This is a genomic window from Pseudomonas nitroreducens NBRC 12694, assembly GCF_002091755.1.
GTDB lineage: Bacteria > Pseudomonadota > Gammaproteobacteria > Pseudomonadales > Pseudomonadaceae > Pseudomonas > Pseudomonas nitroreducens.
Map to the genome: position 1 here is coordinate 561,907 of NZ_BDAI01000002.1, position 13,662 is coordinate 575,568.

The window sequence follows — 13,662 nt, forward strand, 5'->3', positions numbered from 1 at the left end:
GATGCACGACAGCGACTGGAGCGCCGAGCGCGCGGTAGCCGCCGCGGGGGACTTTGCCGAGCTGCACGTGGCCCACGGCGGATTGCTGTGGGCCGCGTTCGACCCTGTCAGTGCGCGTTGCCGCCTGTTCCTGCGCCGCGAAGGACAGAGCCGCGAACTGACGCCACCGGGCGCTTCGGTACGCAGTCGCGTCTACGAGTACGGCGGCGGCTCCTGCTGCCCAACTGCCGACGGCGTAGCCTGGGTGGAGGAGGGCGACCAGCAGGTGTACTGGTTGCGCCTGGGCGGCACGCCAAGGCCGATTACCCACCGCGAAGATTGCCGCTACGGCGACCTCCACTTCGTTCCGGCATGGAATGCACTCCTGGCGGTGGAAGAGGAGAACGGTAGCGCCGGGGTGAGCCATCGTATTGTTCGTCTCGACGCCGATGGCCGGCGCCGGGTGATGGCCTTCGGCGCGGACTTCTACGCATCGCCGGTGGCGGAGCGCAATGGCGAGCGTATCGCCTGGGTGGAGTGGGATCGCCCGCACCAGCCCTGGACGCGCACCCGCCTGTGCGAGTCCTTCGCCGGCGAAGAGCGCTGCCTGGCCGGGCAGGCCCGCCACGAGTCCATCCAGCAGCCGCGCTTTGCCGAGGATGGGCGCCTGCACTGGCTGAGCGACTGTGCCGGCTACTGGCAGCCGTACCACGAGGTACTGGGTGCCTTGCCGTGCGCCGCCGCCGATCACGCCGGCGCGCCCTGGCAACTGGGCGGGCACACCTTCCTGCCGTTGTCGCGTGGGCAACTGCTGGCGACGCGCTACGAAGAAGGACGCGGCGTGCTGGTGCTTTACGACGCACGCGGTGGCGAGCGCCGGCTCGCGCCGGAGTACAGCCGTTTTCGCGCGCTGGCGGCGGATGAGCTCCACTTCTATTGCATCGCCGCCGCACCGGATCGCTTGCCGACGCTGCTGGCCATCCGCCGGGTGGATGGCTCCACCCAGGTGTTATCCGGTGGTGAGAAGCCGCTACCCGAGGCAGAGCTGTCCCGTGGCGAGGCCTTCCATTACCCGGTGGGCGAAGACGAATGTGGTCACGGTTTCTTCTATCCAGCCCACGGCAACCCGGAAACGCCTCCGCTGGTGGTCTTCTTGCATGGCGGGCCGACCTCGGCCAGCTACCCGGTGTTCGACGGGCGCATCCAGTTCTGGACACGCCGCGGCTTTGCCGTCGCGGATATCAACTATCGCGGCAGCAGCGGCTACGGCCGTGCCTATCGCGAACGCCTGCACCTGGGCTGGGGCCGGGTGGAAGTGGAAGACATTGGCGCAGCATTGGATTACCTCGGCAACGCCGGGCGCATCGATCGCCAGCGTGTCTTCGTGCGTGGCGCCAGTGCCGGCGGCTATAGCGCACTGATGGCGCTGGCGCGGCTGGAGGGACTGCGCGGGGGCGCCAGCCTGTATGGCGTCAGCGATCCGCAGGCACTGGCGCGGGTGACCCACAAGTTCGAGGCGGACTACCTGGACTGGCTGATCGGCGATCCGCAGCAGGACGCCGGGCGTTACCGCGAGCGCACCCCGGTGCTGCTGGCCGGGCAGATCAAGGCACCGGTGATCTTCTTCCAGGGTGAACTGGACGCGGTGGTGGTGCCGGCGCAGACCGATGCCATGGTCGAGTCGCTGCGTCGGCGCGGCCTGCCGGTGGCGGTGCACCGCTATGCCGGAGAACGTCATGGGTTCCGCCAGGCCGCCAACCTCGCCCACGCGCTGGAGGCCGAGTGGCGCTTTTACCAGGCGCTACTGGACGTCTGAATCGTCTGCCAAGGTCGCATTGCAATACCTGACGGATACAGTAGGCTGCCGGAAATATCCCATAACAATAACGACAGAGCCCCCGATGTCCCACGAGCTCAGCCAGCTGCGCAAATTCGTCTCGCCAGAGATCATTTTCGGTGCCGGATGCCGGCACAATGTCGCCAATTACGTGAAAACCTTCGGCGCCCGCAAGGTGCTGGTGGTGTCAGACCCGGGCGTGGTTGCCGCCGGCTGGGTCGCCGATATCGAAGCCAGCCTGGCCGCCCAGGACATTCCCTTCTGCCGCTACACCGAGGTCTCGCCCAATCCGCGTGTCGAAGAAGTGATGCGCGGCGCCGAGGTCTACCGCAGCGAAGGCTGCAACGTGATAGTCGCGGTCGGCGGCGGCAGCCCGATGGACTGCGCCAAGGGCATTGGCATCGTCGCCGCCCACGGCCGCAATATCCTCGAGTTCGAGGGCGTGGACACCCTGCGTGTGCCCAGCCCGCCGCTGATCCTGATTCCCACTACCGCCGGCACCTCGGCGGACGTCTCGCAGTTCGTGATCATCTCCAACCAGGACGAGCGGATGAAGTTCTCCATCGTCAGCAAGGCAGTGGTGCCCGACGTGTCGCTGATCGACCCGGAAACCACCCTGACCATGGACCCGTTCCTCTCTGCCTGTACCGGCATCGACGCCCTGGTGCATGCCATCGAGGCCTTCGTCTCCACCGGCCATGGCCCCCTCACCGACCCCCACGCGCTGGAGGCGATGCGGCTGATCAACGGTAATCTGGTGCAGATGATCGCCAATCCGGCGGACATCGTCCTGCGCGAGAAGATCATGCTGGGCAGCATGCAGGCCGGGCTGGCGTTCTCCAACGCGATCCTCGGCGCGGTGCACGCCATGTCCCATAGCCTGGGCGGCTACCTCGACCTGCCGCACGGGCTGTGCAATGCCGTGCTGGTGGAACACGTGGTGGCCTTCAACTACAGCGCCGCTCCCGAGCGCTTCAAGGTGATTGCCGAGACCTTCGGCATCGACTGCCGCGGCATGAACCACGCACAGATCCGCCAGCGCCTGGTGGAACACCTGATCGCCCTGAAGAACGCCGTGGGCTTCCACGAAAGCCTCGGCCTGCATGGCGTTGGCAGTTCGGATATTCCGTTCCTCTCGCGCCATGCCATGCAGGACCCGTGCATCCTCACCAATCCTCGCGAATCCAGCCTGCGCGATGTCGAGGTGGTATATGGCGAGGCCCTCTGACGAGCAGCAACAACAAGCCCTGGCCGGGTTGCTCGGGCTGGGCAGCCATTCCGCACGCAAGAGCCATTACCCGGAACTGGTGGCGCGCCTGGACGAGCTGGAAACCGAGCGCAACCGCTACAAATGGCTGTTCGAGCACGCCGTCCACGGCATCTTCCAGGCCAGCCTGAGCCAGGGCCTGCGCGCCGCCAACCCGGCGCTGGCGCGGATGCTCGGCTACGACGATCCGCAGCAGGTGTTGTGGAGCCTCCCGGACATGGCCAGCCAGCTGTTCGTCGAGGGCGAAGCGGAGATGCGCCGCATCCTGACGCTGTTGCGCGAGCGCGATGGCCTGTTCGGTTATGAGACGCGCCTGCGTCGCCGCGATGGTAGCCACGTCATCGTGCTGATGAACCTGCTGATCAAGCCCGATGAAGAAGGACTGGTGGAAGGCTTCGTCGCCGACATCACCGAACGCGTCCAGGCCCAGCAGCGCCTGCAGAGCCTCAACGAGGAACTGGAGCAGCGCGTCGCCGCACGCACCCGCGAGCTGGAAGGCCTGAACCAGCAGTTGCGCGAGGCGCGCGACGCCGCCGAGGCGGCCAACAACAGCAAGGACAAGTACCTGGCCGCCGCCAGCCACGATCTGCTGCAACCGCTCAATGCCGCGCGTCTGCTGGTCTCCACTCTGCGCGAACGCAAGCTGCCAAACGCCGAGCAGGTGCTGGTGGAGCGCACGCACCAGGCGCTGGAAGGTGCCGAGGATCTGCTCACTGATCTGCTGGAGATTGCCCGGCTGGACCAGAGCGCGATCCGCCCGGACCTGGACGTTTACCCGCTGGGCGAGCTGCTCGGCCCATTGGTTTCCGAATTCGACGAGGTGGCGCGAGCCGCCGGCCTGCGCCTGCGCTCACGGATTCCCGTGGTGGCCGTGCGCACTGATCACCGCCTGCTGTCACGTATCCTGCGCAACCTTCTCAGCAACGCCTGCCGCTACACCGAGCGGGGCAGCGTGATGCTGGCGGCGCGTCGACGCGGCGATAACCTGCGTCTGGAAGTCTGGGACACCGGGCGCGGGATTCCGGCGGACCAGCTGCAAGCGATCTTCCTCGAATTCAACCAGCTCGATGCCGGCCGCGCGGCGAACCGCAGGGGGGTCGGGCTGGGGCTGGCCATTGTCGATCGCATCGCCGGCATCCTTGGTTGTCGCGTGCAGGTACGCTCGGTGCCTGGGCGTGGTTCGGTGTTTGCCATCGAAGTGCCGCTCGCGCGCGACCTGCAGCACCCGGGCCGGGTCGAGAGCGGCCCGCGTCCGGTCACCGGCGACCCGCTGCCGGGACGGCGCCTGCTGGTCATCGACAACGAAGAGGCAATCCTCGCCAGCATGGCCGCGTTGCTTGGGCAGTGGGGGTGCCAGGTGCTGTCGGCGACGAACTACGAGGAAGCGCTGAAGGCGCTGGATGGCAAGGCGCCGGAGGTGATCCTGGCCGACTACCACCTCGACCATGGAGGCACCGGCTGCGAGGCGGTACGCGGGTTGCGCGAGTATTTCCAGCGTGAACTGCCGGCGGTGATGATCACCGCCGACCGCAGCGACGACTGCCGCCGCGCCCTGCAAAGGCTGGGCATGCCGCTGCTGAACAAACCGGTGAAGCCGGGCAAGCTCCGCGCGGCGCTGAGCCTTTTGCTCAGCAACTGAACTCAACCGTCCTTGCGCCCCAGCATGCCGTTGACCTTGTCGCGCAGCGCGTCGATGGAGAAGGGTTTGGCGATCATCGACATGCGCGTGGCCAGCTCGCTGCCGTCGATGTGGACGATCTCGGCGAAGCCGGTGGCGAACAGGATCGGTAGCTCCGGTCGGGCCTCCCGCGCGGCGGCGGCCAGCTCTTCGCCATTCATGCCCGGCAGGCCGACATCGGTGAGCAGCAGGTCGATGGCAGTGTCGCCCTGCAGGACCGGCAGCGCCTCTTCGGCATCCTCGGCCTGCAGCACCTGATAGCCGATTTCCTCCAGTACCTCCACGGTGAGCATGCGTACCAGGTCGTTGTCTTCGACGACCAGGACACAGAGTTGCTGGTTGGCGGTTGCGGCGGGAGTTGCAGGAATCTGGGGGATGTCGACCACGGTGGAGCCTCTCGGGAAATAGAGTGTGACGCAGGTGCCCTGGCCGGGCTCGCTGCGCAGGCGGATATGCCCGCCGGACTGTTTGATGAAGCCGTAGACCATCGACAGGCCCAGGCCACTGTTGGGGCCGATGCCCTTGGTGGTGAAGAAGGGGTCGAAAACGTGGGTGCGGGTCGCTTCGCTCATGCCCAGGCCATTGTCCTGCAGGGCGAGGGCGAGGTAGTCGCCGGCCGGCAGGTCATGGTCGCCACTGCTGAACGTGTGCCGCTGCAGGACGATGTCCAGGCGTCCGCCGCCCGGCATGGCGTCGCGGGCATTGTCCACGAGGTGGAGCATGGCCTTGTGCAACTGGTCGCGGTCGGTCAGCACGCTGTGCGTCTCTTTCAGGCTCAGCTCCACTGCGACATCCGGGCCGGCGCGCTCGCTCAGTTCGTCCTGCCACTGGCGCAACTGCTGGCCGAGGTCCACCGGGTGCATGGCCAGCGCCTGGCGGCGCGCGAAGGCGAGCAGGTTGTGGGTCAGCTCGGCGGCGCGCTCGGTGGCCTGGGTGGCGGCATGCAGGATGTGGTCAAGCTCGGGTTGAGCGCTGGCCGGCGCGCGGCGGGTGATCAGGTCGAGGCTGAAGCGGATGCTCGCCAGCAGGTTGTTGAAGTCGTGGGCGATGCCGCCGGTGAGCTGGCCGACCGCCTCCATGCGCTGGGCATTGGCCAGGGCGGACTGCGCCTGTTCGAGCAGTTCAGCGGCGCGACGTTGTTCGGTGACGTCGCGGCCGCAGCCGTAGATCAGACCGTTGTCTTCGCTGGCATGCCAGGAAATCCAGCGGTAGCTGCCATCGGCGTGGCGCATGCGGTTCTCGAAGTGCTGCAGGCGCTCGCCGCGGGCGAGGGTGGCGCGGGTGCCGATGCTGGACGCCAGGTCGTCGGGATGCACGAGCTCCTCGCTGTTGCGGCCGCTGAGCTGCTCTTCACTCCAGCCCAGCAGGCTGCTCCACGCCGGGTTGACACTGCGCAGCACGCCCCGGTGATCGAGCACGCAGAGCAGGTCCTGGCTCATGGCCCACACGCGGTCGCGCTCCTGGGTGCGTTGGCGCGCTTCCTCCTGCACCGCTTCCTTGATCCGCCGCTCCTCGGCGCGCTGGCGGGCAGCGGCCAGGGCATGGCCGAGCAGGGCGGCCAGATCGTTGAAGAAGCTGGCGTAGCTTTCGTCCAGCCGCCGGCGCGGGCTGATGCCGAACACCGCAAGGCTGTCGGCATGGCCGTCCAAGGGGGTGGCGTAGGTGCTGTCGAGCACTTCCGGCCAGGGCGCGAACGCGCGCGCGTACTGACTGCCCAGCGGCGACTGGTGCGGCTGCTGCAGGCCGTTGAACAGGTGCAGCGGGTCATCGTCGGCCGTCAGCCGCGCCGGGACGAAGCGGTCGCTGGCATCGGTGCCGCAGGCGCCGAGCAGAGTGCCGGCGTGGTAGAGCAGGCAGAACGGCACGTCATGGGCGGCTTCGGCGAGCAGGGCAAGGGCCTGGGCGCAGACCTGGGTGATCTCATCGGCCTGGCCAAGACGCTCGGCGAGGCGGGTCAACAGGCGCTGACGGCGTTGCTGGATGACGTTGCCGGTGGTCTCCACGGCGGTATTGAACAGGCCGACGGGCTTGCCGTCCGGCCCGAAGATAGGGCTGACGTTGTAGGTGAAGTAGGCTTCTTCGACATAGCCGAAACGCACCATGGGCAGCAGGCGGTCTTCCTCATGGGCGGCGACACCGGTCTGCAGGATGCCGTTGTACATGGGGTCGAGGATCGACCAGATGTCCGACCAGGCGACCCGCGCCGGCTGCCCCAGGCAGGCGGGGTGCTTGTCGCCGGGTATGACGCTCCAGGCGTCGTTGTACAGCAGGACGAATTCCGGGCCCCAGTAGATGCACACCGGCAGGCGCGAGTTGAGGCCTACCTCGAGGATGCCCTTGAGCGTGGCCGGCCACTGGTCCATCGGGCCGAGCGGCGTTGCCGCCCAGTCGTGCTGGCGGATCAGCGGCGCCATGGCGCTGCTGTTGAGGAGGTCACCGGTGAACGGCGCGGGTGACCTTGAGGTTTCCCCGGGAGAGCTTGGCATCGAGCAGACCCTGCGTCTGATCCTTCGTACAGTGTTGATCAACAATTCCCTATCAGGGGTTGGAAACGCCCGGCGGAAGAAAATTCCACTTTTTTGCGCTCCGGCGGCGAGCCCTGTCGAAAATAGATCGAACGTCCCACAAGAACGCGTGTCAATTCGCCAGCTGGGTAGGTAGCCTACAACTCTTCGCGTTATTATTTCTGCTGTTTTACGAATGTTCTTACAATAACTTCAAGTACTTACCTGGCCTCTGTCGCAGGCGCCACCCCGGTGGCGGACCGCATCCAGGAAGGGCAGCCAACAGGGAATTCGTCTGTATGAACCAGAAACCCGTCGCCGACGAAAGCGCCTTCCGCCGCATCCTTGCGCGCAACATGGCCCTGCCGTTGGGCATCTGCCTGTTGGGCGCGGTGCTGTTCATCGGGCTGATCCTGTACATGCTGAATGTGCTCGGTTGGGTCGAGCACACCGACCGGGTGATCTCCAGCGCCAACGAGATGCAGCGGCTGAGCGTCGACCAGGAGAGCGGCCTGCGCGGCTTCCTGATCACGGGCGATCCGCGCTTCCTCGAACCGCTGGAACAGGCACGGCCACGGATCAACGCCGGGCTGAAGAGCCTCTCGGAGCTGGTCGCCGACAACCCGCCACAGGTCGAGCGGGTCTCGCGCCTGACCTCGATGCAGGGCGAGTGGATGACCTTCGCCCAGCAGATGATCGAGCAGCGCCGCCAGGGCGAGGATACCTCCGACGCGATCAAGGCCGGGCGCGGCAAGAGCATGATGGACGCGATCCGCGCCCAGTACGCCTCGTTGATCAACACCGAGCAGCAACTGCGCCACGACCGCAACCAGTTCGCCACCAGCCTGTCGACCGGGGTGGTTGTACTGTACCTGGTGTTCAGCATCGTGGTCGGCACGCTGCTGGCGTACTTCGGGCGCCGGCAGTTGGTCAGCCTGTCCGATTCCTACGCCGAATCCCTGCGTCGCCAGGTGCTGCACAACGAACAACTGCAGCGTCAAGCCTGGCTGCGCGACGGTCAGAGTCGTCTGGGCGAGCAACTGATCGGTCAGCAGTCGCTGCCGAATCTGGGACGCAGTCTGATGGACTTCCTGGGTGAATTCGTCGCGTCCCCGGTGGGGGCGCTGTACGTGCGTGATGATCACGGCGGGCTGCGCTTGACCGGCACCTTCGGGTTCGCCGCCCATGCGCTGGGCGAGGACTATTTCGCCCCGGGCGAAAGCCTGATCGCCCAAACCGCTCGTCAGCGCAAGCTGCGTATGGTAGACGGCCTGCCGCCGGATTACCTGAAGGTCAATTCGGCATTGGGCAATGGCCAGCCGGTGAGCGTGGCGATGCTGCCGCTGCTTAACGATGGCGGCGTTGTCGGTGTATTGGAGCTGGGTTTTCTGCGCCAGTTGGAGGAGCGCGACCAGGCCTTCCTGCAGAACGTCGCCGAGCCCCTGGGGAGCGCCATCGCCTCGGCTCAGTACCGCCAGCGCCAGCAGGATCTACTGGCGGAGACCCAGCAGCTCAATGAAGAGCTGCAAGTCCAGCAGGAAGAGCTGAAGACGGCTAACGAGGAGCTGGAAGAACAGTCGCGGGTGCTCAAGGAGTCCCAGGCGCACCTCGAGGCGCAACAGGCCGAGCTGGAGCAGACCAACGAGCGCCTCGCCGAGCAGGCCCAGGAGCTGGCCGCGCAGCGCGATGACCTCGATGGCAAGAACACCGAGCTGAACCAGGCACGCCTGGACCTGCAGCGGCGTGCCGACGAATTGCAGCGCGCCAGCCGCTACAAGTCAGAGTTCCTCGCCAACATGTCCCACGAGCTGCGCACCCCGCTCAACAGCTCGCTGATCCTGGCGCGCCTGCTGGCGGACAATGAGGACGGCAATCTCAACGACGAGCAGGTGAAGTTCGCCGAGTCGATCTATGGCGCCGGCAATGACCTGCTCAACCTGATCAATGACATCCTCGACATCTCCAAGGTCGAGGCCGGCAAGCTGGAGGTGCGCCCGGAGAATGCCAGCGTGCGACGCCTGGTCGAAGCGGTGGAGGGGCTGTTCCGCCCGCAGGCCGACGACAAGGGCCTGCGCTTCGTCGCCGAAGTCGCCGAAGATACTCCGGCACTGCTGTTCAGCGACCGTCAGCGGGTCGAGCAGATCCTCAAGAACCTGCTGTCCAACGCCTTCAAGTTCACCGATGCCGGCGAAGTCTCGCTGCGTGTCAGCGCCGCGCCCGAGGGGCTGCGCTTCGACGTGCGCGATAGCGGCATTGGCATCGCCGAAGACCAGCTGCAGCGCATCTTCGAGGCCTTCCAGCAGGCGGACGGCGCCACCACCCGCCGTTACGGCGGCACCGGCCTGGGCCTGTCGATTTCCCGCGACCTGGCGCACCTGCTGGGCGGCAGCATCATCGTCAGCAGCCAACCGGGCGAAGGCAGCGTGTTCAGCCTGTTGCTGCCGTTGAACTACGAGGCGCCGGTCGAAACCGATGTGGCCAGCACACCCGCGCCGGTCGTCCCCGCAGCGCCAGTCCCGATGACCCCGCCGGTGGTCCATGCGCCCGTCGCCGCTGCCTTTGCCGATGACCGCGAGCAGCTCAATATCGGTCAGCGCTGCGTGCTGGTGGTGGAGGACGAACCGAAATTCGCCCGCATCCTCTACGACCTGGCCCACGAGCTGGGCTATCGCTGCCTGGTGGCGATGGGCGCCGAGGAGGGCCTGCGCCTGGCCGACGAGCACGGTCCCGACGCCATCCTGCTGGACATGCACCTGCCCGACGAATCCGGCCTCGCCGTGCTGCAACGCCTGAAGGCCAACCCGCGTACCCGCCATGTGCCGGTGCACGTGGTGTCCGTGGAGGATCGCAGCGAAGCGGCCCTGCACCTGGGCGCCATCGGCTATGCCCTCAAACCCACCACCCGCGAGCAACTGCGCGAGGTGTTCGGCAAGCTGGAGGCGAAGCTGACCCAGGAGGTCAAGCGCATCCTGCTGGTGGAGGACGACCCGCTGCAGCGCGACAGCGTCTCGCGACTGATCGGCGACGACGACATCGAGATCACCGCGGTGGAGCAGGGCGAGCAGGCCCTGGAGCTGCTGCGCAGGAACATCTACGACTGCATGATCATCGACCTGAAGCTGCCGGACATGCAGGGCAACGAGTTGCTGCGGCGCATGGGCGAGGAGGACATCTGCTCCTTCCCGCCGGTGATCGTCTACACCGGGCGCAACCTGACCCGCGACGAGGAGGCCGAGCTGCTCAAGTACTCGCGCTCGATCATCATCAAGGGCGCGCGCTCGCCAGAGCGCCTGCTGGACGAGGTGACGCTGTTCCTGCACAAGGTCGAGTCGCAACTCTCCAGCGAGCGCCAGCGCATGCTGCGCACCTCGCGCAATCGCGACCGGGCCTTCGAGGAGCGGCGCATCCTGTTGGTGGACGACGACGTGCGCAATATCTTCGCCCTCACCAGTGCCCTGGAGCACAAGGGCGCCCGCGTGGAAGTGGCGCGCAACGGCCGCGAGGCCATCGAGAAACTCGCTGAGGTCGGCGACATCGACCTGGTGCTGATGGACGTGATGATGCCGGAGATGGACGGCTACGAAGCGACGCGCCTGATCCGCCAGGACGCGCGCTGGAAGAAGCTGCCGATCCTCGCCGTGACCGCCAAGGCGATGAAGGACGACCACGAGCTGTGCCTGCGCGCCGGCGCCAACGACTACCTGGCCAAGCCCATCGACCTCGACCGTCTGTTCTCCCTGATCCGTGTCTGGTTACCGAAGCTGGAGCGCATCTGACATGCCTGATCGCAGCCAGGACATCGAGCTGCGCCTCCTCATCGAGGCGATCTACCTGAAGTACAGCTACGACTTCCGGGACTACTCCGGCACCTCGCTCAAGCGCCGGGTGCTGCATGCCACCCAACTGTTCGAGTGCCGCAGTATCTCGGCGTTGCAGGAGCGCATCCTGCACGACCCGCATGCATTCCACGAGCTGCTGCAGTACCTCACCATCTCGGTGAGCGAGATGTTCCGCGACCCCAGCTACTTCCTCGCGCTGCGCCAGGAGGTGGTGCCGGTGCTGCGCACCTATCCGTCGCTGCGCCTGTGGGTGGCCGGTTGCAGCACGGGTGAGGAGGTCCATTCGCTGGCCATCCTCCTGCATGAAGAGGGGCTGCTGGAGCGCACGCTGATCTACGCCACCGACATCAATCCGCGCTCGCTGGAGCAGGCGCGGCGGGGTATCTACTCAGTGGACGACCTGGCGCAGGCCAGCGCGAACTATCGCGCCGCCGGCGGCAAGGGCTCGCTCTCGGACTACTACACGGCGGCCTACGACGGCGCGCTGTTCGACAAGATGCTGCGGGCCAACGTGACCTTCGCCGACCACAGCCTGGCGACCGACAGCGTGTTCTCCGAGACGCACCTGATTTCCTGCCGCAACGTGCTGATCTATTTCAACCGGCAGTTGCAGAACCGCGCCATCGGCCTGTTCCACGAATCGCTGTGCCACCGCGGCTTCCTCGGCCTGGGCAGCAAGGAAAGCCTGGACTTCACCGACTTCGCCTCGGAGTTCGAGGTGGTGAACCGCCGCGAACGGGTGTTCCGCAAGCGATGAACACGCAACGAGCTGTGCGGGCCGTGGTCATCGGTGCCTCCGCGGGCGGCGTGGATGCCTTGTTCCAGTTGTTTGACGGGTTGCCGGCGGACTTTGCCCTACCCATGGTGGTGGTTCTGCACTTGCCCGAGAGCCACGAGAGCCAATTGGTCGAGCTGTTCGCCCGGCGCCTGGAGATTCCGGTGCGCGAGGCACACGACAAGGCACCGATTGAGGCGGGCACGCTGTACTTCGCCGCGGCGGGTTACCACCTGTCCATCGAGCGGGATTTCACCTTTGCCCTGAGCCGCGAGGCGCCGCGGAACTTCTCCCGGCCCTCGATCGACATCCTCTTCGACTCGGCGGCGGATGCCTACCGCGGCGCGCTGGCCGGCATCCTGCTGACCGGCGCCAACCAGGATGGCGCCGAAGGCCTTGCGCACATCCACCGCGAGGGCGGTCTCAGCATCGTCCAGGACCCGGCCGAAGCCGCCGTGTCCACCATGCCGGAAGCGGCCATTGCACTGCACGCCCCGGACTACATTCTCCCTTTGCGCGAGATTCACGCGCTCCTGCTCCGAATGGGCCCCCGACATGCTGCGTAACCAGGGAAGCAAACTGCTGATCGTCGACGACCTGCCGGAGAATCTGCTGGCACTGGAAGCGTTGATCAAGGGCGAGGGCCGTGAGGTGTTCAAGGCCTCCTCGGCGGACGAGGCGCTGTCGCTGCTGCTGGAACATGAGTTCGCCCTGGCGCTGCTGGACGTGCAGATGCCCGGCATGGACGGCTTCGCCCTGGCCGAGCTGATGCGGGGCACCGAGCGCACCAAGAACATTCCCATCGTCTTCGTCACTGCCGCCGGGCGCGAGCTGAATTACGCGTTCAAGGGCTATGAAAGCGGCGCGGTGGACTTCCTCTACAAGCCGCTGGACAACCACGCGGTGCGCAGCAAGGTGAACGTCTTCGTCGACCTCTACCGCCAGCGCAAAGTACTGGAGCAGGCACGTGCCGAACAGGACGCGCTGCTTGCGGAGCTGCGCGAGACCCAGGTGGAGCTGCAGCGCGCGGTGAAGATGCGCGATGACTTCATGTCCATCGTCTCCCACGAGCTGCGCACGCCGCTCAATGGTCTGATGCTGGATACCCAGCTGCGCCGGTTGCAGCTGGCCAAGGGCAAGCTGGAGCACTTCGCCCAGGATCGCCTGGGTGTGCTCTTCGAGCGCGACGAGCGACAACTGGTCGGCCTGACCCGGCTGATCGAGGACATGCTCGACGTCTCGCGCATTCGCACCGGCAAGCTGTCGATCCGCCCGGAAGCGGCTGATCTCGCCGACATTGCCCGCCGCGTGCTGGGCAATTTTGCCATCCAGGCCCAGGCTGTCGGCTGCGATTTGAGCCTGAGCGCGCTGGAGCGGGTAGAGGGTGTGTGGGACACGTACCGTATCGAGCAGGTGATCAGCAATCTGGTCAGCAATGCCCTGCGTTATGGCCCCGGCCAGCCGGTCGAGGTGACGGTTGCGGTATACGAGGGCCAGGCACAGCTTTGCGTACGCGACCACGGCGATGGCATCAGCGCCGAGGAGCAGCGTCGCATCTTCCAGCAGTTCGAGCGCGGCGCCGGCGCAACCCGCGTCGCCGGATTGGGGCTTGGGCTCTTCATTTCCGAACAGATCGTCCAGGCCCACGGCGGCCGCATCGAGGTGCGCAGCGAGCCGGGGCAGGGGGCGGAGTTCTGCGTCTACCTGCCGTTGGATTGAGCGCCGTCCGGCGGCATTCGAAGTGACGTGCCTGAGCCTATGCTTTGCTCCAATGAGCCAAGAG

General features: G+C 66.3%; 8 protein-coding genes. 7 read left to right on the plus strand and 1 reads right to left on the minus strand.

What is annotated here, in order from left to right; genetic code table 11:
• Position 1 precedes the first annotated feature (1 nt).
• The 3 genes from PNI01S_RS08435 (at position 2) to PNI01S_RS08445 (ending at position 4,722) form a co-directional block, all read left to right on the plus strand.
• Positions 2-1,795, plus strand: coding sequence for a S9 family peptidase (locus PNI01S_RS08435; protein ID WP_084357817.1), 1,794 nt, complete (start codon positions 2-4; stop codon positions 1,793-1,795).
• Between the two features lie 85 nt (positions 1,796-1,880).
• The gene (ercA, locus tag PNI01S_RS08440; RefSeq protein ID WP_024762493.1) at positions 1,881-3,044 is read left to right on the plus strand and encodes an alcohol dehydrogenase-like regulatory protein ErcA; all 1,164 of its coding nucleotides are present in this window, start codon (positions 1,881-1,883) and stop codon (positions 3,042-3,044) included.
• A complete protein-coding gene (locus PNI01S_RS08445; protein WP_084357819.1) occupies positions 3,028-4,722 on the plus strand; it encodes a PAS domain-containing hybrid sensor histidine kinase/response regulator in 1,695 nt (564 codons plus the stop codon). Before ercA ends, PNI01S_RS08445 begins: the two co-directional genes overlap by 17 nt.
• Before the next feature lie 2 nt (positions 4,723-4,724).
• Here the strand turns inward: PNI01S_RS08445 and PNI01S_RS08450 are convergent, their stop codons facing one another.
• Positions 4,725-7,247, minus strand: coding sequence for an ATP-binding protein (locus tag PNI01S_RS08450; protein ID WP_084357821.1), 2,523 nt, complete (start codon positions 7,245-7,247; stop codon positions 4,725-4,727).
• A 317-nt stretch (positions 7,248-7,564) separates the two neighbouring features.
• On the opposite strand from PNI01S_RS08450, the gene PNI01S_RS08455 reads away from it, so the two are divergent.
• Genes PNI01S_RS08455 through PNI01S_RS08470 form a run of 4 tightly spaced genes read left to right on the plus strand, consistent with a single transcriptional unit; the run spans position 7,565 to position 13,598 of the window.
• Positions 7,565-11,041, plus strand: a complete 3,477-nt coding sequence (locus tag PNI01S_RS08455) for a response regulator (RefSeq protein WP_024762496.1) — start codon at positions 7,565-7,567, stop codon at positions 11,039-11,041.
• Position 11,042: 1 nt separating this feature from the next.
• Complete coding sequence (locus tag PNI01S_RS08460) at positions 11,043-11,861, plus strand: CheR family methyltransferase (protein ID WP_024762497.1); 819 nt, start codon at positions 11,043-11,045, stop codon at positions 11,859-11,861.
• Positions 11,858-12,445 (plus strand): chemotaxis protein CheB, encoded by a 588-nt coding sequence (locus tag PNI01S_RS08465; protein ID WP_024762498.1) that lies wholly within the window; start codon positions 11,858-11,860, stop codon positions 12,443-12,445. The genes PNI01S_RS08460 and PNI01S_RS08465 overlap by 4 nt, the downstream gene beginning before the upstream one ends.
• Positions 12,435-13,598, plus strand: coding sequence for a hybrid sensor histidine kinase/response regulator (locus tag PNI01S_RS08470; RefSeq protein ID WP_024762499.1), 1,164 nt, complete (start codon positions 12,435-12,437; stop codon positions 13,596-13,598). Before PNI01S_RS08465 ends, PNI01S_RS08470 begins: the two co-directional genes overlap by 11 nt.
• The last annotated feature ends 64 nt before the right edge of the window (positions 13,599-13,662 follow it).